The following is a 21,601-nucleotide window of genomic DNA, read 5'->3' on the forward strand; positions in this document are numbered from 1 at the left end:
CAGTGTTACTTCTTTTCCGCCTTGGCCTTGGCCACCAGGAAGTCCATCACCTGCAGTGCGTTCTGCTGTTGCTGGGCTTCGGACATTGGCGCGGTAGCGGTATGGTTGGCGATGTAAGGCGAAGTCAGGTACTTGCCGTCGATCGCGATCATCGGCCAGGAATCCACTTCATAAGCCTCCATCATCGGATCGGTGTGTCGCACGCGGGCTGCGATGCCGAAGCCGCGGTAAGTGTCGATGAATTTGTTCTTGTCGATGCCGTTCTTCTCGATCCACTCGAACACTTGCTCATCGCGGTTCAGTCGATTGTGCTCAACGTGCATCGCGTTGAAGACCTTGTTGTGATACTGCTCGACCAGGCCCAGCGCTTCCAGCGTGAAGAACAGCTTCTGCTGCGGCAGCACTTCCTGGCCGCGCGACACGTGCACGCGCTTGAAGACGATGGTGTCGCCCTGCTTCTTCACCCACTCGGCCAGTTTCGGCTCCAGTGCGTAGCAGTGAGGGCAGTAGTACGCGAAGAACTCGATGACCTCGACCTTCTTGCCGGTGTCGGTCGACTGCGGCGCTTTCAGCACGGTGTATTCGGCGCCCGGCTTCGGATCAGCCGGAGAAGCCAGCGCGCCCAGCGCAGCGAAGGACAGGGTAGTCAGGACCAGGAATTTCTTCAGGATTTGCATCGCGTATCAGCTCCTTATTTTTGGGTGCGTACCACGGCGGCATCAATGCCGTTTTCGGACAGTTTGCTGCGAACCTTGTTCATTGCTTCCACCTGCGAGAAAGGACCCATGCGCACGCGATGCAGCACCACGTTGTCGTTGGTGCGGTCGGAAACGCTGGCCTCAAAGCCCAGCAGGGCCAGTTTGGCGCGGGTTGCTTCCGCATCGCTGATTTCGCGGAAGGCGCCAGCCTGCAGATAGTAGATGTATTTGTCTTCGGTAGTCGACGGCGCAGGAGCAGCCGCCTGGGTCGGCGGTGCAGCGCTGTTGACTGGCGCCGGCATTGCCGGCTTATCCGCCGCAGGAGCCGGCGCCGGCGCCGGTTTCGGTGCCGCCGGTTTGGCTTCGCCCTGCGCCTGGATATTGTCCACCACGCGCTGCAGCTCGTCGGCAGGCGGCGCCTTGTTCTCTTTTTCGAACTCGTTGTTCGCCTTGCGTGCCGCTTCCTTGTTGCCGTACATCGGCTTGTTCGGATCGGAGATCTGGCCGTCGGCCTGGTCCGTCTTGCCGGCTTTGGGCGCGCGGTCGGTGAAGGGGCTCTGTCCTTTGGTGATCATCAGGGCCACCACAACTGCGATGACCAGGCCGATTACGAGGCCGATAACAATACCTACCAGCGTGTTGCCTTGCTGGCGCAACGAAGGGGGAGTGCGAAAAGTCATCGTGCGGTGGGTCCTTGGGATTACATTTGCCGGGGTTACATTTGATTTGGTGCGGAGACGCCGATCAGAGCCAGGCCATTGCGCAGCACCTGGCGCGTGGCGACCATCAGCGCCACACGGGCCAGCTTGGTCGCTTCGTCTTCCACCAGCACCTTTTCGGCGAAGTAGAAGGAGTGCAGGGCGGCTGCCAGGTCACGCAGGTAGAAGGCTACCTGGTGCGGGCCCAGTTCGGACTGGGCGCGGGCCAGCATTTCCGGATACTGGGCCAGGGTGGCCAGCAGGGTGGCTTCGCTTGGCGCGGTCAGCGGGGACAGATCGACATCGGTGATGGTCTTCTCGTCGCCGCCCCAGTTTTCCAGCATGCGGCAGATACGCGCGTGGGCGTATTGCACGTAGTAGACCGGGTTTTCGTCGGAATTCTTCAGGGCGACGTCGACGTCGAATACGAATTCGGTGTCGGCTTTGCGGGAGATCAGGAAGAAGCGCACGGCATCGCGGCCCTTGGTGATTTCGCCGCCACCGGACCATTCGATCAGGTCGCGCACGGTCACGTAGGAACCGGCACGCTTGGAGATTTTCACCTCGGCGCCGTCCTTCATCACGGTGACCATCTTGTGCAGCACGTAGTCAGGGAAGCCTTGCGGCACGCCCAGGTTCACGGCTTGCAGGCCGGCGCGCACGCGGGCGATGGTGCCGTGGTGGTCGGAACCCTGCACGTTGATCGCTTGCGTGAAGCCGCGCTGGAATTTGACGATGTGGTAGGCGACGTCCGGCACGAAGTAGGTGTAGCCGCCTTCGGTCTTGCGCATCACGCGGTCCTTGTCGTCGCCGAAGTCGGTAGTGCGCAGCCACAGGGCGCCGCCGTCTTCGTAGGTGTGGCCGCTGGCGATCAGCTGTTCCACTGCCTTCTCTACTTTGCCGTCGGAGTACAGCGAGGATTCGAGGTAGTAGTTATCGAACTTCACGCCGAAGGCCTGCAGGTCGATGTCCTGCTCATTGCGCAGGTAGGTCACGGCGAAGTGACGGATATTTTCCAGGTCTTCCACGTCGCCATTGCCGGTTGCCGGCAGGCCGTCGGATGCAGACACGGTCTTTTTGGCCAGGAAGTCGGTGGCGATGTCGGCAATGTAGTCGCCGTTGTAGGCCGATTCAGGCCATGCCTGGTCACCCGGCTTGTGGCCTTTGGCGCGCGCTTGCACGGACAGGGCCAGATTCTGGATCTGCACACCGGCGTCGTTGTAATAGAACTCACGGGTGACCTTGGCACCTTGCGCCTCGAACAGCGAGGACAGCGCGTCGCCCAGTGCCGCCTGGCGGCCGTGACCCACGTGCAGCGGGCCGGTCGGGTTGGCGGAGACGAATTCGATGATGACGTTCTTGCCGGCCAGCGCATCGCTGCTGCCGTAGGCGGCGCCTTGCGCCAGCACGGTTTTCACGACGGCTTGCTTGGATGCTTCGGTCACGCGCAGGTTGATGAAGCCTGGGCCGGCGATTTCGGCGGCGGCCACCAGCTGCTTGCCTGCCGGGTTGTCGAGCAGGGCGGTGACGATTTTCTGCGCCAGCTCGCGCGGGTTCATTTTCAGCTGTTTGGCCAGCTGCATGGCGATATTGCAGGCGACATCGCCGTGCGACGCGTCGCGCGGACGCTCCAGCACTACGTTGGCCTTAACTTCGGTGCCTTCCAGAATCGGCGCCAGCGCGGTCTGGAACAGGGAAATGATCTCTTGCTTTTGTTGGGCGAGCATGTCGTGAAAGCGGCACGGGCCGCATGATGTAAACGTCTGAAAAGACGGACATTATACTTGTTTGCAAGAAGGGCTCAATTGCAATAGCCGGACGGCTGCCGGGGTACAATCCTGCTTTTATAGTATTTACGCGTGCGGATGGCGGGCGTGATATCAGGATTGCAATGACTAAGAAAGAACGCCCAACTCTGTCCCTCAAACCCAAGGCGAAGCCAGCACCCGCCGCTGCCCCCGCGGCCCGCAAGCCTGGCCCCCGCCCAGCCGACGCCCCGCGCCCGGCAGGCAAGCGCCCGGACGCGCCGGCACGCTCGGACGCGCCACGCGCTTCGGGCCCCCGCCCAGCCGMYKCCCCGCGCCCGGCCGGCAATCGCCCGGATGAGCAGCGTGCCGATGGCCAGCGCCCGGCAGGCAAGCGTCCCGACACGGCAGCGCGTTCAGACGCGCCGCGGCCGGCTGGTCAGCGGCCCGCCGCTGCGCCACGCGCCGACTCGCCGCGCCCGGGAGGCGAGCGCCCGGCTCCTGCGCAAGGCGGCGCGGTCTGGCCGGCACGCGCCGGCGCTGGCGCACGCCCGGCGCGCGCGCGGGTGGGTGACGAGCGTCCTGCTGCTGCGAAGCCGCAGCTGCGCGAGAGCCACCAGCGCGACTTCAAACCGCGCGTGCAAACCGAATTCCAGGCCGAGCTGAAACAGGATTCGCTGGCCTTTGCCATGCTGGGCGCCGCCACGGCTGCTGTGCAGGTGAAGGGGGGCATGGCGCTGCCGCAAGCGCTGAATGGCATTTTTACTAACGCGAACGCCACCCCGCAAGCACGCGGTGCGATCCAGGACATCGCCTACCGCGCCATGCGACAGCTTGGCCGCAGCGAAGCGTTGATCACCCTGATGGCGCCCAAAGCCCCAGACCCGATGGTGCAAGCCCTGCTGTCGGTAGCCCTGCCGCTGATGATGGCAACGGAAGAAGGCCCGGCGCCTTACGAAGCCTTCACCGTGGTCGACCAGGCCGTCACCGCCGCCGGTTCGCACCCGGACACCGCCCGCGCCAAAGGCATGGTCAACGCCCTGCTGCGCCGTTTCCTGCGCGAGAAGGACGAGTTGCTGGAAGAAGCCCTGCGTGACCCGGTCGCGCAATGGAACTATCCGCAATGGTGGATCGACAACGTCATCACCTCCTACCCGAAAGAATGGCAGGATGTGCTCAGCGCCGGCAATAAGGCGCCGCCGCTGACCCTGCGCGTCAACACCCGCCGCAACAGTGTGGAAGACTACCTGCAGCGACTGAGTGAAGAAGGCATCGAAGCCACCCGGATCGGCCCGCAGGCCGTCCGCCTGGCCAGGCCGATTGGCGTGCACCTGATCCCCGGCTTTGCCGAAGGTCTGGTTTCGGTGCAGGACGCCGGCGCTCAGCTGGCCGCGCCGCTGCTTGACCTGCAAGCAGGCCAGCGCGTGCTGGACGCCTGCGCCGCGCCTGGCGGCAAAACCTGCCACATCCTCGAATTGGCCGATGTCAATTTGACAGCGCTGGACGCTGATGCCAAGCGCTTGCAGCGCGTGCAGGAAAACCTCGACCGTCTGCAATTCCAGGCCACTTTGCAGCCCGCCGAGGCGCAAACGTCCGACTGGTGGGACGGCCAGCCCTTCGACCGCATCCTGGCGGACGTGCCTTGCACGGCCTCCGGCATCGTGCGCCGCCACCCGGATATCCGCTGGCTGCGCCGCAAGGCGGACGCCCGCCAACTTGCAACACTTTCTTCGCAAATTCTCGACAATCTTTGGCGAATGCTCGCCCCCAATGGTAAATTGCTGTTCGTGACATGTTCGTTGTGGCCGCAGGAATCCGAGGCGCAGGCGGCCGCTTTCGCGGTGCGCAATCGCGCCACGCGACTCGAAGCGCCCGGCCAGCTGCTGCCTGAAGGAGGCGCCGAGCAGGATCACGACGGTTTGTTTTACGCATTGTTCCAGAAGAGTGATGCGTGACCCTTTGAAGAGCACCTCGCAAGTGATCCGACGATTTTTTCGACTCCTTTGCTGGCAGTTGCTGCTGACGTTTGCCTGCGTCTTGCCGCAGGCTGCAAGAGCCGCCGAAGAGACGGTGGAGATCACACGCGCCTATATCGAAGCGGCCGAAGAGGGCTACCGCCTGTCGGCCGGTTTTTCCTTCGAGCTGAATCACGGTCTTGAAGACGCCATCCAGTCCGGCGTCCCGCTGCACTTCACCACCGAAATTTCCTTTACGCGTCCGCGCTGGTACTGGTTCGACGAAAAAGCCGTCACCGCCAAGCGCACTTACAAGCTTTGGTATGACGTCTTTCTGCGGCAATACCATGTGACCATCATCGGCAGCGTGCAGCAGACTTTCTCCACGCTGGAAGATGCCCTGTTCTTCATCCGCCGGCCAACGCGCTGGGTGGTGGCGCCGCGCGGCGCATTGAAAGCGGGCGAGGTCTATAACGTCACGCTGCGCATGGGCATGGATCGCGACTATCTGCCCAAGCCGATTCAGGTGAATGCCTTTAATAACAGCGAATGGCGTCTCTCCTCGAACAAGAAGACCTTCCAGTACAGGGCTGAGTAAGTGACTTCTCTGCTACGGTACTTGTTCGTCGTCGCTGGCGCAGTGTGCAGCATTTTGCTGTTTCTGCTGGCTTCCGCATCGGACAATTCCGGCTTCTTCGACCGCTATTATTCTTGGCTGCTTGGCCTGAACGCGTCGGTGGCGGTGGCGCTGCTGGTGCTGGTGGGCGTGTCCCTGTTCCGGCTCTACTCGCGCTACAAGAGCGGCAAGTTCGGCTCCAAGCTGATGACGCGGCTGGTGCTGCTGTTTGCCGCCATCGGCGTGCTGCCAGGGCTGGTGATCTTCCTGGTATCCGTGCAGTTCGTGTCGCATTCCATCGATTCCTGGTTCAATGTGCGGGTGGAAGAAGCGCTGAACTCCGGCCTGGACCTGGGCCGTGCTGCGCTGGACGATGCCCTCGCCGAACTGGAAGGCCAGGCCCGCATCACCGTGCGCCAGCTGGCCGATGATCCTTTCTACGCAGCGCCGGCCACGCTGTCGCGCTTCGTGCGCCGCCATCCGGGCACGCAGAGCGCCATCATCGTCGACTCGGACGGTGGCCTGATCGTGTCGGCCATGGGCGAGCGCCGCGTCAACCTGAGCGCGGACTTGCCGACGACGGCCATGCTGGGCAAGGCCAAGGACGAACCTTCTTACGCATCCGCCGAAGGTGGCGGCGAATTGCGCGATGACCGCGTCGGCGCGCCGCCGCCCGCCGCGCCGGACCCGAACAATGTACTGCGCCTGCGCGTGCTGATGGCCATCCCCGATCCGGTGCAGCCGAACGGCACGCATCTGGCGCCGCGCTATCTGCAGGTAATTCAGGCCGTGCCGCAGCGCCTGGCGACCAACGGCGACATGCTGCGTACCGCCTACTCGGAATACAAGGAGCGCTTCGTGGCCCGTGTCGGCCTGCGCAAGATGTATATCGAAACGCTGACGCTGACCTTGTTGCTGGCGGTGTTCGGCGCCATCGCCGCCGCGTTCCTGATCGCGAACGACCTGGCCCAGCCTCTGCTGCTGCTGGCCGAAGGCACGCGCGCGGTGGCGGAAGGCGACCTGTCGCCGCGTCCGATTGTCGCCAGCTCCGATGAACTGGGCACGCTGACGCAGAGCTTCAACACCATGACGCGCCAGCTGTCCGATGCGCGTACCGCTGTTGAACGCAACCGCATCGCGCTGCAGAACGCCAAGGCCCACCTGGAATCGGTGCTGGCCAATATGTCGGCGGGCGTGATGGTGCTGGATGCCGAGTTCCGCATCGTCACCTGCAACGATTCCGTCGAACGCATCCTGCAGCAAGCGGGTGTAACCCTGATCAACCGCGCGCTGAGCGAAGTGGAAGGCATGCAGGAATTCGCGGCAGCCGTGATCAACGCCTTCTCGGCGCAGAGCGCGCAATCGGCCGCTGGCCGCAATGTGCAGCGCCTGCACTGGCAGCGCCAGATCGAATTGCCGCATCCTGCGGCCAGCGCGGAAGAGGGCGAGCTGACCCTGCTGGCGCGCGGCTCGCGCCTGCCGCTGGAAACGGGCAGCGGCTATATCGTGGTGTTCGACGATATCACCGACGTGATCTCGGCCCAGCGCTCGATCGCCTGGGGCGAAGTGGCGCGCCGCCTGGCCCATGAAATCAAGAACCCGCTGACGCCTATCCAGCTGTCGGCGGAACGCCTGCAAATGAAGCTTGAACCCAAGCTGGCGCCGGCCGATGTGGAACTGTTGAACAAGAGCGCTTCCACCATCGTCAACCAGGTCGCCGCCATGAAGCGCATGGTGGACGACTTCCGCGATTACGCCCGCACCCCGCCCGCCGTACTGCAGCCGCTGGACCTCAACGCCCTGGTCGAAGAGATCCTGCACCTGTACGTCGATAGCGAGGGCGAAGACATTATTCATGCGCACCTGGCGCCCTTCCTGCCCATGATCATGGGCGACGAGACACAGCTGCGACAGGTGATCCACAATTTGCTGCAAAATGCGCAGGACGCATTGGCAGACCATCCATCCGCCGACCGCGTGCCGCGCGTCGACGTGGTGACCGAAGCGATCCATTACGAGAGCGCGGACGGCGGTACCCGTATTGCGGTGCGCCTGTCGATCTCGGACAATGGCCCCGGCTTCGCGCCCAAGATCATGGCGCGCGCCTTCGAGCCTTATGTGACTTCCAAGGCGAAGGGAACGGGCCTGGGGCTGCCGATGGTGAAAAAAATTATCGAAGATCATGGTGGCCGGATCGATATCCAGAACCATGCCGATAGTAGTGGAGCATCCGTGCTGATTTTGCTGCTAAAGTTGGCGCCGGTGCAGTTGGCATAATATTGTTTGACAAATAAAATCATTGTCGCGCCGACAGGTATAGAATGCCTGCGTGATGACGACGAAAATGAATGGGAAGGGGCAGGGATAGATGGCAAACATTCTCGTAGTTGATGATGAAATGGGCATCCGGGAGTTGCTCTCGGAAATCTTGGGCGACGAGGGACACGCAGTCACGCTGGCGGAAAACGCGCAGCAGGCACGCCTGGCCCGCGCGGCCGGAGCGCCCGACCTGGTCCTGCTCGACATCTGGATGCCGGACACTGACGGCGTCACGCTGCTGAAGGAGTGGCAGCGCGATGGCCTGCTCACCATGCCGGTCATCATGATGTCCGGTCACGCCACCATCGATACCGCGGTGGAAGCGACCCGCATCGGCGCATTGAATTTCCTGGAAAAGCCGATTGCGATGCAAAAGCTGCTGAAGGCAGTGCAGGCGGGCCTGTCGCGCGCGCAAGAGCAGGTACGAGCGCCGGTGCTGGCGCCGCGTCCTGCGGTAGCGGCGCCGGCGGAGGACCACAGCCCGAGCGTCGGCAGCTTTGGCGCGCAGCCTGTGGCGCCGGCTTCGGCGCATGGCGTGGCCGTGGCGCGTCCGAACGGTGAGAACCATATGTTCAATCTGTCGTTCGACCTGCCGCTGCGCGAAGCGCGTGACGCTTTCGAGCGCATGTACTTCGAGCATCACCTGGGCCGCGAAGGCGGCAGCATGACCCGCGTGGCCGAGAAGACTGGCCTGGAACGCACCCACCTGTACCGCAAGCTGAAGCAACTGGGCGTGGAGCCGGGCAAGCTGTCGAAAAAAGGCCAGGTTTGATCCTTACCACCCTGGTCACGGGGACCAGGGCATCCGATCGCGAGAGCGCGATCGCGGCTGCTCTTGTCCCCGGCCAGTCCACCGCGGTGATCCTGGAAGGATTGGCCGACGGAAATTCCCCTCTGGTGTATGATGAAAGTGAAGGCGCCGTCTGGCGTCCGGACGTGCATCGCATCGCGCCGGGCTGCCTATGCTGCGCCGGTAATCTGGTTTTGCGTGTTACATTGAATCGTCTCTTGCGCCGTCCCCCGGCGCAGCTCTTTATCAGCCTGGCTGATGCCACTCACGTGGACAGCCTGCGCGCCATGCTGACAGCGGTACCCTACGACGCGCTGCTGCGCCTGGGTCCCGACCTGGCCGCTTGAAATCGGGCCAGAACAGCCCCATCTCGAGATGGAACGCGGAACCCCATCCCTATGGTTCCGCCCCGGAGTGAAGGAAGCATGATGAATCTCATCTACAACAGCGAGCAGTACAGCGTCGTCGAATTCGGCCCGGACCGCGAACTGGAAGCGTTGCGTTTCGGGGGCTATGAAATCGTCGACAAGGGCGGCAAGCGGGAAATCTTCATTGCGGGGGTGATGGCGCAGAACTTCAGGCGCGACGTCAACCAGCTGATTGCCAATGAACCTACCATGGAGGAAATCGACGAATTCCTCGGCAGCTACGACGTGCTGATGAGCCAGCCCGTATTACTCCACTGATTTGCCATCCCGCCGCGGAAGGGCACATGGTAAAGTTTCGCCATGTGCCAACTTCTCGGAATGAACTGCAACGTCCCGACGGACATTGTGTTCAGCTTCACCGGCTTCGCCATGCGCGGCGGCCACACCGATACTCACCATGACGGCTGGGGGATCGCCTTTTTCGAAGGCGCCGGCGTGCGCCATTTCGTCGACCATCAGGCAGCCGTCCATTCGCCGATCGCGGAGCTGATCAAGCGCTATCCGATCAAATCGAAAAACGTGATCGCCCACATCCGCAAGGCCACGCAAGGCCAGGTGATGCTGGAGAACTGCCATCCCTTTGTGCGCGAGCTGTGGGGCCGTTACTGGGTGTTCGCCCATAACGGCGACCTGAAAGAATTTCATCCGGTGCTGGATGGCGCCTTCCGTCCGGTCGGCACCACCGACAGCGAACAGGCCTTCTGCCTCATCATGCAGGAATTGCGCGAGCGCTTTGGCGACACGCGGCCGCCACTGTCGCTGCTGCGCGCCTGCCTGGAAAAAGTGGTGCGCAAGATCGCGGGCCACGGCACGTTCAATATGATGCTGTCGGACGGCACCTGCTTGTTCGCGCACTGTTCGACCAATCTGCATTACATCGTGCGCCAATATCCCTTCGATACGGCCCGGCTGCAGGATGAGGATTTGAGCGTAGACTTCTCCCAGGTCACTACGCCAAATGACCGTGTCGCCCTGATCGTCACTCAGCCATTAACCAGCAACGAACAATGGACAGCCTTCCAGCCAGGTGAGGTAAAGTGCTTTGTGGATGGCCTGCCTCAAAAGCGTGATTTCGAGCAAATTCAGGAGACATAGGCAGGGTTTGATGCCAAAATAGCAGGACATTTCAGGAAATATCTCATGATTGACCTCTCCACGAACGATGCCGCCAAGAACCTGCGGGTACGCGAGTTCTACCTCGGCCGGCAGCCGATTTTGGACCGCAACCAGGCCCTCTTCGGTTACGAGTTGTTATTTCGCAACGCTCCTGTTGGGCCGGCGGTCATCGAAACTTCGGGGCTGAACGCCACCGCAGCCGTGCTGGCGCACGCCGCGCAGCTGGGCATGGAGCGCACCGTGGGTGACGCCATCGGCTTCGTCAACGTCGACGCCGAAGCCATCATGAGCGATATCTTCGGCTTCCTGCCGCGCGAAAAGCTGGTGCTGGAAGTGGTGGAAACCATGGAGCCAACACCTGAAGTGCTGGCCCGCATGTCCGAACTGGTGAGCCACGGCTTCCGCTTTTCGCTGGACGATGTGAAGCTCGATTCGCCGCACGTGGAAGCCATGCTGCCCATGGTCGAATACGTGAAGCTGAGCATGCGCGACATGCCGATCGACCGCCTGGTGCGCCTGGCGCCCCGCTTCAAGCAGGAAGGCAAGAAGCTGGTGGCGGAGAAGGTCGAGAACCGCGAAGAATTCAAGAACTGCCTGGACCTGGGCTTCGATTACTTCCAGGGCTACTACTTCGCCAAGCCGGTGATCATGAGCGGCAAAAAGCTGTCGCCGTCCCAGCTGGCGGTGATGGAGCTGATGGCCCTCGTGACCGACGAGGGTAAGGACAATATCGACATCGAGCGCGCCATCAAGAAGGATGTGTCGCTGGCGCTGAATCTGCTGCGCCTGGTGAACACGCCTGCTGTCGGCGCGCGCCAGCGCATCGATTCGCTGAGCCAGGCAGTGACCATTCTCGGCCGCCGCCAGCTGCAGCGCTGGCTGCAGATCATGCTGTACGCCGAGCCTTCGAAGCGCGGCCACTCCATGACGCCGCTGCTGATGCTGGCCACCACGCGCGGCCGCCTGCTGGAACTGCTGGCGCACAAACTGCGCCCGAATCAGCATCACATCGCCGACATTGCCTTCACCGTCGGCATCATGTCCCTGATGGATACCTTGTTCGGCATTCCGATGACCGAGATCCTGCAGCAGATCGCTGTGGCGGATGAAGTGTCGGAAGCCCTGATGTGGCGCGGCGGCTTCTTCGGCGATCTGCTCAAGCTGGCCGAGTGCATCGAGCGCATCGAAGATATGGAGAACTACATCGTACCAACCCTGCGCGACCTGGCCATGTCCACCGACGAACTGGTGGAACTGGAAATGGCGGCCTTCGAATGGAGTGATAACGTGGTCCGCTACGCGCTGTAAATCCGATTTTGTTAACGCGGCGCCGCCTTCTTCGCGGCGCCGTTTTTATTCGTGAAGGGGTTTGCTTTGCTCAGTGTCAGTAATCTCTGCAAGACCTACGGCGACCGGCGCGCCGTGGATGGTGTCTCCTTCAACGTACAGCGCGGCCAGACGGTCGGTCTGCTTGGTCCGAACGGCGCCGGCAAGTCCACCACCGTGGGCATGATCTGCGGCCTGGTGCGCAGCGACAGCGGTTCCGTCACGCTGGACGGCGAACCGGTAGGGCAGGGCAATAATGCTGCCAAGCGCAAGATCGGTCTGGTGCCGCAGGACCTCGCGCTGTACGACGATCTCTCCGCTCTCGAAAACCTGAAATTGTTCGGCGCCTTGTATGGCCTGAAGGGCGAGCCGCTGAAGAAGCGCTGCGCCGAAGTGCTGGAACTGGTGCGCCTGTCCGACCGCGCCAACGACAAGCCGGCCACCTTCTCCGGCGGCATGAAGCGGCGCCTGAATATCGCGGCGGCGCTGCTGCACGATCCGCAGCTGCTGATTCTGGACGAGCCGACTGTCGGCGTCGATCCGCAAAGCCGCAATGCCATCTTCGACACGCTGGAAGCGCTGAAGGCCCAGGGCCGTTCGCTGATCTACACCAGCCACTATATGGAAGAAGTCGAGCGCCTTGCCGACCACATCGTGATCATTGACCACGGCAAGGTACTGGCCGACGAAAGCCCGACCGCTCTGTATCAGCGCCTGCCCGCGCAAGCTGCGCTGCGCGCCGAGCTGACCGAAGCCGATGCCGCGTCAGCACCTGCCGTCGCCGATGCCATCGCGCGCCTGCCTGGCGTGACCAGCGCCAAAGCGCATGGCAGCGTGCTCGATATCGGCCTCTCCGGCACCGAGCACGCAACGTCGGTCGTCTGCTGGCTGCAGGAGCAAGGCCACAAGCTGGCCCACTTCGCGACCGCGCGCACCAACCTCGAAGACATCTTCCTGACCCTGACCGGTCGCTCCCTGCGCGACTGAGAGGACAACAATGACCGCATTATTCGCACTGGTCCGCAAGGACATCATCCTGTACCTGAACGATAAACGCGCACTGATGCTGAACCTGCTGATGCCTATCGTGCTGGCAGCCTTCTTCGGCTCCCTGTTCGGCGGGAGCGGCGACAGCAAGACCGGCAAGATCGACATCGGCCTGGTGCAGCAGGACAGCTCCGTGGTCGGCAAGAAGATTGCCGATGGTCTGAAAGCCGACGCCAATCTGCGCGTAGCAGAACTGAGCCTGGACGAGGCGCAGGCACGCGTGCGCGCCGGTAAGCTGTCCGTGGCTGTCGTGATTCCGGAAGGCTTTGGCGACAAGGCCGGCACCGCGCTGTTCGGCGCCACCGAAAAGCCTGAACTGCCGATCTTCTATGACCCGTCGCAATCAACCGTGCTGGCCATGGTGAAGGGCCTGCTGACGCAGCAGGTGATGCAGAACGTGAGCGCCGAAATGTTCAACGGCCAGGCTGGCCGCAAGTTCACCGATGAGAGTATCAGGAAGCTGGAGCAGAATGACTCCGACGCATCCTTGCGCGACTTCCTCGGCAGCTTGAAGAAATTCCAGGCAGCCGAGGATGCGAAGGCGGACACGCCGGCGGGAGAATCGAAAGCGGGCAAGGGCGGCCTGTCCATGCCTTTCGATACCAGGGACAATGCGCTCAGCTCCGGTCCCAAGTACAACGGCTACGCCCACTCATTTGCTGGCATGGGCGTGCAGTTCATCCTGTTCATGGGCGTGGACATGGGCATCGGCATCCTGCTGGCGCGCCGTATGGGCATCTGGAACCGCTTGCTGGCGGCGCCGCTGACCATGACGGAAGTGCTGATGTCGCGCGCGCTGTCCGCAGCGATCATTGCGCTGGGCCTGGTGCTTGCGATCTTTGCTTGCGGCGTGATCATCTTCCACGTGCAGATTTCGAATCCGGTCGGCTTCGTGATGGTGGCGCTGAGCTTTGCGCTGATGACCGCCAGCTTCGGCCTGCTGATCGCAGCCTTCGGCAAAACCCCGGAAGCCGCGCGCGGCATGGCGGTGTTTGCGACGCTGATCCTGGTGATGCTGGGTGGTGCGTGGGTGCCGTCGTTCATCTTCCCGGAGTGGATGCAGAAATTGACGGTGGTGGTGCCGACGCGCTGGGCGGTCGATGGCCTGGATGCGATGACCTGGCGCGGCCTGGGCATGGATGCAGCCTTCGCCAGCAGCGGCGTGCAGCTTGGTTTCGCTGCGGCCTTTATTCTGCTGGCGATCTGGCGGTTCCGTTCGCAGCAGGCTTAAACCCTAAACCCAGGGTCAGACCCTTGGGTCTGACCCGCAGTTAGGGCTTACAGGTTTGGTGCCAGCCAGCGTTCCAGCTGCTCGCGCGGCACGTTACGGCGTGCCGCCATATCGTTCAGCTGATCCTCGGTGATCTTGCCGACCGTGAAATACTTCGACTCGGGGTGCGCGAAGTAAAAGCCCGAAACGGCCGCACCCGGGAACATCGCAAACGACTCGGTCAGTTCCATGCCGATCTCCTCGGCATTCAGCACACGGAACACATCCGCCTTCACGGTATGCTCAGGGCAGGCCGGATAGCCTGGCGCCGGGCGAATGCCCTTGTACTCTTCCTTGATCAGCGCCTCATTCGACAGCGTCTCATCCGCCGCGTAGCCCCACAGGTCTTTACGCACACGCTCGTGCATGTATTCCGCGAAGGCTTCGGCCAGACGGTCCGCCAGCGACTTCAGCATGATGGACGAGTAATCGTCGTGCGCATCCTCGAAGCGCTTCTCATACTTCTCGATACCCAGGCCCGTCGTCACCGCGAACATGCCGATGTAATCCTGCTTGCCGGACGACTTCGGCGCGATGAAGTCCGCCAGGCACTGATTCGGTCGCTGCACGCCATCGATCACCGGCTTCAAGCCCTGCTGGCGCAGGCCGTAGTAAGTGAAGGCCACTTCCGAGCGCGTATCGTCGGTGTACACCTCGATATCGTCATCGTTGACCGTGTTGGCCGGCAGCAGGCCAATCACGCCGTTGGCAGTCAGCCAGCGGCCATCGATGATTTTCTTCAGCAGCGCCTGGCCTTCTTCGAATACCTTGCTCGCAGCCTCGCCCACCACTTCGTCCTTCAGGATGGCAGGGTAAGGGCCGGCCAGGTCCCAGGTCTGGAAGAAGGGACCCCAGTCGATGTACTCGGCGATGGTGGCCAGATCGACGTTGCGGAACACGCGGCGGCCGATGAACTTCGGCTTCACCGGATTAAACTCGACCTTCATCTTGTTGGCACGTGCAGTTTCCAGCGACACGGTCGGCAGCGCCTTCTTGTTGGCGTGCTGCTCGCGGATGCGGGCGTAGTCGTGGTCCAGGTCTTCAATGAATTTGTCGCGCTGTTCTTCGGTCAGCAGGGACTGGGCCACGGACACCGAACGCGAAGCATCCGGCACATACACCACCGGACCCTCGTAGTTGTGGGCGATCTTCACGGCGGTGTGGGCGCGGCTGGTGGTCGCGCCGCCGATCAGTAGCGGGATCTTCATCATGCGGAAGTGCTCATCACGCTGCATTTCTTTCGCGACGTGGGCCATTTCTTCCAGTGATGGCGTGATCAGGCCGGACAGGCCGATGATGTCCGCATTCTCCACCTTGGCGCGCGCCAGGATTTCGGAGGCCGGCACCATGACGCCCATGTTCACCACTTCGAAGTTATTACACTGCAGGACCACGGACACGATGTTCTTGCCGATGTCGTGCACGTCGCCCTTCACGGTCGCGATCACGATCTTGCCCTTCGGCTTGGCGACGATACCGGTGCGCGCTTCCTCAGCCTTCTTTTCTTCTTCGATGTACGGAATCAGGTGGGCCACGGCCTGCTTCATCACGCGGGCCGATTTCACCACCTGCGGCAGGAACATCTTGCCCTGGCCGAACAGGTCGCCGACGATGTTCATGCCATCCATCAGCGGGCCTTCGATCACGTTGATCGGACGGCCGCCGGAGCCCATCACCTGCGCACGCATCTCTTCGGTGTCGTCGGTGATGAATTGGGTGATGCCGTGCACCAGCGCGTGCGCCAGGCGCTTCTCGACTGGCGCTGCACGCCATTCGAGGTTGGCGGCTTCCTGCTTGGCGCCGCCCTTCAGCGTGGCGGCGAATTCGATCATGCGCTCGGTGGCGTCTTCGCGGCGGTTCAGCACCACGTCTTCCACGCGTTCACGCAGTTCGGCTGGCAGGTCGTCGTACACGCCGACCATGCCGGCGTTGACGATACCCATGGTCATGCCGGCCTTGATGGCGTGGTAGAGGAACACGGTATGGATCGCTTCACGCGCCGGGTCATTGCCGCGGAAGGAGAAGGACACGTTCGACACGCCGCCCGAAATCTTCGCGTGCGGCAGATTGTCCTTGATCCAGCGGGTGGCGTTGATGAAGTCCACCGCGTAGTTATTGTGTTCTTCGATACCGGTTGCGATGGCGAAGATGTTCGGGTCGAAGATGATGTCTTCCGGCGGGAAGCCAACCACTTCGGTCAGCACCTTGTAGGCGCGCTCGCAGATTTCGATCTTGCGCTCGAAGGTGTCGGCCTGGCCCTTCTCGTCGAAGGCCATCACGATCACGGCGGCGCCGTAGCGGCGGCACAGTTTGGCCTGGCGGATGAATTCTTCTTCGCCTTCCTTCATCGAGATCGAGTTGACGATGGACTTGCCCTGCACGCACTTCAGGCCTGCTTCGATCACCGACCACTTGGACGAGTCGATCATGATCGGCACGCGCGAGATATCCGGCTCGGACGCGATCAGGTTCAGGAAGCGCTGCATCGCCGCGAGCGAGTCCAGCATCGCTTCGTCCATATTGATGTCGATGACCTGGGCGCCGTTTTCCACCTGCTGGCGTGCGACGGACAGTGCCTCGTCGTACTGCTCGTTCAGGATCATGCGCGCGAAGGCTTTGGAGCCGGTCACGTTGGTGCGTTCGCCGACGTTGACGAACAGCGAGTCGTCGTCGATGGTAAAGGGCTCCAGGCCGGACAGGCGCTGCGCCACCGGCACATGTGGCAGCTCGCGCGGCTTGGCTTCGGCCAGCACCTTGGCGATAGCGGCGATGTGGTCGGGCGTGGTGCCGCAGCAGCCGCCGGCCACGTTGATGAAGCCCGCTTCGGCAAATTCACGCAGCAGGCGCGAGGTGTCTTCCGGCAGTTCGTCGAAACCGGTGTCGCTCATCGGGTTGGGCAGACCGGCGTTCGGGTAAATACAGACGAAGGTATCGGCGATCTGCGACAGCTCTTCGGCATATGGGCGCATCAGGGCGGCGCCCAGTGCGCAGTTCAGCCCAATGGTCAGCGGCCTGGCGTGGCGCACCGAGTTCCAGAAGGCCGGCACGGTCTGGCCGGACAGAATACGGCCGGAAGCGTCGGTCACGGTGCCGGAGATCATCAGCGGCAGGCGTTCTTTTTCCGGATGCTCGTCGAAATACTGGTCGATCGCGAACAGGGCGGCCTTGCAGTTCAGGGTGTCGAAGATGGTTTCGACCAGCAGCACGTCGGCGCCGCCGTCAACCAGGCCGCGTACCTGCTCATGGTAGGCGGTGACCAGCTGGTCGAAGGTGACGTTACGCGCGGCAGGGTCGTTCACGTCCGGCGAAATGGACGCGGTCTTCGGGGTCGGACCCAGCGCGCCGCAGACGAAGCGCGGCTTGTCCGGGGTGCTGTATTTGGCGGTGGCAGCTTTGGCCAGCTTGGCCGCTTCCACGTTCATTTCGTAGGCCAGGTGGCCCATGAAGTAATCGTCCTGCGCGACAGTGGTAGCGCCGAAGGTGTTGGTTTCGATCAGATCCGCACCGGCGGCCAGATAGCGCTCGTGGATTTCCTGGATCACGTGCGGCTGGGTCAGCGTCAGCAGCTCGTTATTGCCCTTCACGAACAGCTCGCGCGCGCCGGCTTCAGCGGGCGGCGCGAAGTCGGCGAAACGCTCGCCGCGGTAGGCTTTCTCATCCAGTTTGTATTGCTGAATGATCGTACCCATCGCGCCATCAAGGAACATGATGCGGCGCGCGAGCATTTCGCGCAGCTGTGCTTCGGTCTTGGAGGCGGGACGAGTCGACTTAGTCATTTTGAACCTATCAAAAGGGAACAACGGGCGGGTCTGAAATTATACGGCAAAGCAGCATTTTCTCCTCGGAACAGGCCCGTTTTGCCACGATTTGTTCGGAAAACCGCTACGGCGGCGATTTTGGACTTGCCGGCGACTCAGTCCTCCAGCAATGCCGCATAGCGCGCGGCCAGAAAGTCGATCAGTGCCCGCACCGAGGGCAGCAAGCCGCGTCGCGAAGGATAGACGGCATGGATCACTTCCCGGCGCGGCTCCCATTCCGGCAGCAGGCGCACCAGTGAGCCATCGGCTAACTGGTCGCGCACCATCAGGATCGGCAGCTGCACCACGCCCACGCCCGCCATCGCCGCATTGCGCAGCGCGATCATGTCGGTGGTGATGAAGCGCGGCCGGTGCATCACGGTCGCATGCGCGCCGTTGGGACCAAATAGATTCCAGCTGTGTGTCTGCTGCGGCGAACCGATCGTCAGGCTGGGCCACGCGGACAGCTCCGACGGCGCCGTGGGCATACCCATCTTCTCGATCAACGCGGGGCTGGCGGTGAGGCAGATGCCGCGGTCGGCCAGCGTGCGGATAATCAGGTCGCTGTCCTCAAGCGGCAGCGGGCGTGCGCGCAGTGCAATGTCAACGCCTTCCGCCACCAGATCGACGCGGCGATTGGTGGCTTCAAGATGCACCTGCACGTTCGGGTGCGTGGCCATGAACTCGGCCAGCATGGCGCCAACGTGCACGTGCAGCAGCGTGATCGGACAGGTAATGCGCACCACGCCGCTAGGTTCCGCGCGGACCGTGGCAATTGCTTCCTGTGCGGATTCCGCTTCCACCAGCATCGCCTTGCAGTGTTCGTAGTAGGTCTGTCCGACTTCGGTGACCGTGAACTGCCGTGTAGTGCGATGAATCAGCCGCACGCCCAGCCGGTCTTCAAGCGCTGCGATGCGGCGACTCAGCTTTGATTTGGGCATGCCGATCGCGCGGCCGGCCTGGGCGAAACCGCCGTGTTCTACGGCCTGTGCGAAGTAATAAAGATCGTTGAGGTCTTCCATCGTTTCATCGTTCTACCGCTAGGACTGTGCTGGCCAATTTAGCACACTACCGCTCCAATCGTTCCGCATCTATCCTGTCTTTATCAGACAAGGAGATAGCAATGAAACGAGTCCAAGGCATCTACAGCGCACAGCAGCCGCATTGGGTGGGCGACGGTTTCCCCGTGCGCTCTCTGTTCTCCCATCACAGCCACGGCAAGCAGCTCAGCCCCTTCCTGCTGCTCGACTATGCAGGCCCGGCCAGCTTTACGCCGACGGATAGGCCGCGCGGCGTAGGCGCCCATCCGCACCGTGGATTCGAAACCGTGACCATCGTCTACAAAGGTGAAGTCGCGCACCGTGATTCGACGGGGCAGGGCGGCGTGATCGGTCCCGGCGATGTGCAATGGATGACGGCGGGCGCCGGCATCCTGCACGAAGAATTCCATTCGCCTGAATTCACCCGCAGCGGCGGCCAGCTGGAGATGGTGCAGCTGTGGGTCAACCTGCCCGCGCGCGACAAGATGACGGCGCCTGCGTATCAGGCCATTACCGACGCCAGCATCCCACAGGTGGATCTGCCCGGCGGCACCGGCAGTGTGCGCGTGATTGCTGGCGACTACGACGGCAACGCCGGTCCTGCTCACACATTCACGCCTATGAATGTGTGGGACCTGCGCCTGAAGCAGGGCAGCACAACGCAACTGACCTTGCGCGAAGGCTGGAACACATCGCTGGTCATCCTGCGCGGCAGCGTAGTGGTGAACGGCGAAGCCGCAGCGCGCGAAGGCCAACTGGTGGTGCTCGACACCGCCGGCCAGCAAATCGCAATCGAAGCATCGCAGGACGCGACAGTGCTGCTGTTAAGCGGTGAACCCATCGACGAACCCGTCGTGGCACATGGCCCGTTTGTAATGAACAGCCATGAAGAAATAGCCCAGGCTGTCGAAGACTTCAACCGCGGCAAGTTTGGCCGCGTTGCGCACTAAGCCCAGTCGCGCTGAGCATAGACCTGCGCCGTCGCAATGCCGCGCCGGCCAGCGCTGCGTTGATGCACAGGGTGCCGGTAGGCCGGGATTGATGATTGCTGGCGGGAGGCGATGGTGTGCGAGATGTCCATCGCATCGGAGGCTGCGGTGAAGCTGCCCGGCTCCACCACACGGCGCAAGGCGCGCACCGCCGCCAGTTGATGCTGTTATTTGAAGCGCTGCCCGTCCAGAGGGAAGCCTTTGATGAACTCCGATGCGGGCAGGCGTTTGCCGCCCGGTTTTTGCAGTTCCGTCAGACGCAGCGAGCCACCGCCGCAAGCGACCACGATGCCGTGATGCGCATCGGCCGCCAGCACCTGGCCCGGATCGGCGCTGCTGGCGCCGTCCAGGATCTCGGCACCCCACAGCTTGACGATGGTGCCATTCACGTCCGCATGCGCGCCGGGGAAGGGATTGAAAGCGCGGATCTTGCGGCTGATTTCGCGTGCGGACTGGGTGAAGTCCAGCACGGCTTCTTCCTTCGCAATCTTGGCCGCGTACGTGACGCCGTTTTCCGGCTGCGGCACTGCTTCGAACACACCTTGTTCCATCTTGTGCAGCACCTTCACGCACATGCGCGCACCCATTGCGGCCAGGCGGTCGTGCAGGATGGCGGTGGTGTCCTGGGGGCCGATCGGCGTGCGCTCGATCAGCAGCATCGGGCCGGTGTCCAGGCCTTCTTCCATCTGCATGATGGTCACGCCGGTTTCTGCATCACCGGCTTCGATCGCGCGGTGGATCGGCGCCGCGCCGCGCCAGCGCGGCAGCACGGAACCGTGGATATTGATGCAGGGCTTGATGTCGAGCGTGCTGCGCGGCAGGATCAGGCCATAGGCCGCGACCACCATCACATCGTAATCAGTGGCCAGCAGGCGCTCATGCGCTTCCCTGGCTTCGGCAGCGCGCTGCGGATCTTTCGCATCCATGCGCAGCGACAGCGGTTGCGCGACCGGCAGGCCGTGCTTCAGCGCGTACTGCTTGACGGCGGAAGGCTGCAACTGCAGGCCGCGTCCGGCCGGGCGGTCCGGCTGAGTCAGCACCAGGGGAATCTCGAAACCTGCCTCATGCAGCGCCTGCAGCGCAACGGCTGCAAATTCAGGCGTACCCGCAAAGATGACTTTCATATGTGCCCCCAGAAGGAATTAACGGCGGCCGCCGGCGCGCTCGCGCGAGATCTCGCGTTCTTCCTTCTGCAGTTTGGTCTTGATACGGTTACGTTTCAAGGGCGACAGGTATTCCACGAAGACTTTACCCATCAGGTGATCCATCTCGTGCTGGATGCAGACGGCCAGCAGGCCATCGGCGTCCACTTCGAAAGCTTCGCCTTTGACGTTGTACGCGCGCACCTTGACCTTGGCCGGGCGCTCCACGCCGTCGTAAATGCCGGGAACGGACAGGCAGCCTTCGTCATACACCTGCTTTTCTTCGCTCGACCACAGGATTTCGGGATTGATGAAAACAGTTAAGCCCGATTTGTCTTCGCTGACGTCGATGACGATGACACGCTCGTGCACATCCACCTGGGTCGCAGCCAGGCCGATACCAGGCGCGTCGTACATGGTTTCGGCCATATCTTCAGCCAGTTTGGCGATGCGCTCGTCAAACACGGCAACGGGTTTGGCCACCTTGTGCAGGCGTGGATCAGGGTAGCGGAGGATGTTCAATTTCGACATTAGACTTGACGGCTCGATAATAAATGGCTGAGAGAACGGGGCAAAAAGCAACACGCACATCTGTTTGTGCAATGTGGTTTCTCTTGCTAGTTCA

General features: G+C 62.3%; 19 protein-coding genes. 11 read left to right on the forward strand and 8 right to left on the reverse strand.

What is annotated here, in order from left to right; all coding sequences use genetic code 11:
* Positions 1–5 precede the first annotated feature (5 nt).
* From AB4Z19_RS28320 to argS, 3 genes are read right to left on the reverse strand one after another with little or no spacing between them, the layout of a single operon-like run.
* Positions 6–677: a thiol:disulfide interchange protein DsbA/DsbL gene (locus AB4Z19_RS28320; RefSeq protein ID WP_442028817.1), complete on the reverse strand. Its 672-nt coding sequence runs from the start codon at positions 675–677 to the stop codon at positions 6–8.
* Positions 678–691: 14 nt separating this feature from the next.
* Positions 692–1,378, reverse strand: coding sequence for an SPOR domain-containing protein (locus tag AB4Z19_RS28325; RefSeq protein WP_442036842.1), 687 nt, complete (start codon positions 1,376–1,378; stop codon positions 692–694).
* A 35-nt stretch (positions 1,379–1,413) separates the two neighbouring features.
* The gene (gene argS, locus AB4Z19_RS28330; RefSeq protein ID WP_442036844.1) at positions 1,414–3,123 is read right to left on the reverse strand and encodes an arginine--tRNA ligase; all 1,710 of its coding nucleotides are present in this window, start codon (positions 3,121–3,123) and stop codon (positions 1,414–1,416) included.
* 620 nt (positions 3,124–3,743) lie between these two features.
* Between argS and rsmB the strand changes: the two genes are divergently transcribed.
* From rsmB to AB4Z19_RS28380, 10 genes are all read left to right on the forward strand, one after another.
* Positions 3,744–5,096, forward strand: a complete 1,353-nt coding sequence (rsmB, locus tag AB4Z19_RS28335) for a 16S rRNA (cytosine(967)-C(5))-methyltransferase RsmB (RefSeq protein WP_442028226.1) — start codon at positions 3,744–3,746, stop codon at positions 5,094–5,096.
* On the forward strand, positions 5,089–5,694 hold the full coding sequence (locus AB4Z19_RS28340) for a DUF4390 domain-containing protein (protein WP_442036846.1): 606 nt from the start codon (positions 5,089–5,091) through the stop codon (positions 5,692–5,694). The genes rsmB and AB4Z19_RS28340 overlap by 8 nt, the downstream gene beginning before the upstream one ends.
* A complete protein-coding gene (locus AB4Z19_RS28345; protein WP_442028224.1) occupies positions 5,695–7,989 on the forward strand; it encodes an ATP-binding protein in 2,295 nt (764 codons plus the stop codon).
* A gap of 91 nt (positions 7,990–8,080) precedes the next feature.
* Positions 8,081–8,803: a response regulator gene (locus tag AB4Z19_RS28350; RefSeq protein ID WP_442036848.1), complete on the forward strand. Its 723-nt coding sequence runs from the start codon at positions 8,081–8,083 to the stop codon at positions 8,801–8,803.
* Complete coding sequence (locus AB4Z19_RS28355) at positions 8,800–9,168, forward strand: GTPase (RefSeq protein WP_442028566.1); 369 nt, start codon at positions 8,800–8,802, stop codon at positions 9,166–9,168. The genes AB4Z19_RS28350 and AB4Z19_RS28355 overlap by 4 nt, the downstream gene beginning before the upstream one ends.
* 81 nt (positions 9,169–9,249) lie before the next feature.
* Positions 9,250–9,507 carry a BTH_I0359 family protein gene (locus AB4Z19_RS28360; protein WP_442028571.1) on the forward strand — a complete coding sequence of 86 codons (258 nt, stop codon included), beginning with the start codon at positions 9,250–9,252 and terminating at the stop codon, positions 9,505–9,507.
* 42 nt (positions 9,508–9,549) lie between these two features.
* Positions 9,550–10,344, forward strand: a complete 795-nt coding sequence (locus AB4Z19_RS28365; protein ID WP_442028568.1) for a class II glutamine amidotransferase — start codon at positions 9,550–9,552, stop codon at positions 10,342–10,344.
* A gap of 45 nt (positions 10,345–10,389) precedes the next feature.
* Positions 10,390–11,673 carry an EAL and HDOD domain-containing protein gene (locus AB4Z19_RS28370; RefSeq protein WP_442028569.1) on the forward strand — a complete coding sequence of 428 codons (1,284 nt, stop codon included), beginning with the start codon at positions 10,390–10,392 and terminating at the stop codon, positions 11,671–11,673.
* Positions 11,674–11,739: 66 nt separating this feature from the next.
* Complete coding sequence (locus AB4Z19_RS28375) at positions 11,740–12,678, forward strand: ABC transporter ATP-binding protein (RefSeq protein WP_442036850.1); 939 nt, start codon at positions 11,740–11,742, stop codon at positions 12,676–12,678.
* A gap of 10 nt (positions 12,679–12,688) precedes the next feature.
* Positions 12,689–13,969, forward strand: coding sequence for an ABC transporter permease (locus AB4Z19_RS28380; RefSeq protein ID WP_442036852.1), 1,281 nt, complete (start codon positions 12,689–12,691; stop codon positions 13,967–13,969).
* 47 nt (positions 13,970–14,016) lie between these two features.
* Here the strand turns inward: AB4Z19_RS28380 and metH are convergent, their stop codons facing one another.
* Complete coding sequence (gene metH, locus AB4Z19_RS28385; RefSeq protein WP_442036854.1) at positions 14,017–17,784, reverse strand: methionine synthase; 3,768 nt, start codon at positions 17,782–17,784, stop codon at positions 14,017–14,019.
* Between the two features lie 137 nt (positions 17,785–17,921).
* A complete protein-coding gene (locus AB4Z19_RS28390; RefSeq protein WP_442036856.1) occupies positions 17,922–18,827 on the reverse strand; it encodes a LysR family transcriptional regulator in 906 nt (301 codons plus the stop codon).
* 101 nt (positions 18,828–18,928) lie between these two features.
* Between AB4Z19_RS28390 and AB4Z19_RS28395 the strand changes: the two genes are divergently transcribed.
* Positions 18,929–19,795 (forward strand): pirin family protein, encoded by an 867-nt coding sequence (locus tag AB4Z19_RS28395; protein WP_442023506.1) that lies wholly within the window; start codon positions 18,929–18,931, stop codon positions 19,793–19,795.
* On the opposite strand, the gene AB4Z19_RS28400 is transcribed toward AB4Z19_RS28395, so the two are convergent.
* From AB4Z19_RS28400 to def, 3 genes are read right to left on the reverse strand one after another with little or no spacing between them, the layout of a single operon-like run.
* Positions 19,792–19,983: a helix-turn-helix domain-containing protein gene (locus AB4Z19_RS28400; RefSeq protein WP_442023508.1), complete on the reverse strand. Its 192-nt coding sequence runs from the start codon at positions 19,981–19,983 to the stop codon at positions 19,792–19,794. The two genes, AB4Z19_RS28395 and AB4Z19_RS28400, sit on opposite strands and share 4 nt — an antisense overlap.
* A gap of 18 nt (positions 19,984–20,001) precedes the next feature.
* Positions 20,002–20,958: a methionyl-tRNA formyltransferase gene (gene fmt, locus AB4Z19_RS28405; RefSeq protein ID WP_442036858.1), complete on the reverse strand. Its 957-nt coding sequence runs from the start codon at positions 20,956–20,958 to the stop codon at positions 20,002–20,004.
* A gap of 18 nt (positions 20,959–20,976) precedes the next feature.
* On the reverse strand, positions 20,977–21,507 hold the full coding sequence (gene def / locus AB4Z19_RS28410; RefSeq protein ID WP_442023512.1) for a peptide deformylase: 531 nt from the start codon (positions 21,505–21,507) through the stop codon (positions 20,977–20,979).
* Between the last annotated feature and the right edge of the window lie 94 nt (positions 21,508–21,601).

This window comes from Pseudoduganella sp. RAF19 (assembly GCF_052114165.1).
Classification (GTDB): Bacteria; Pseudomonadota; Gammaproteobacteria; order Burkholderiales; family Burkholderiaceae_D; genus Rugamonas.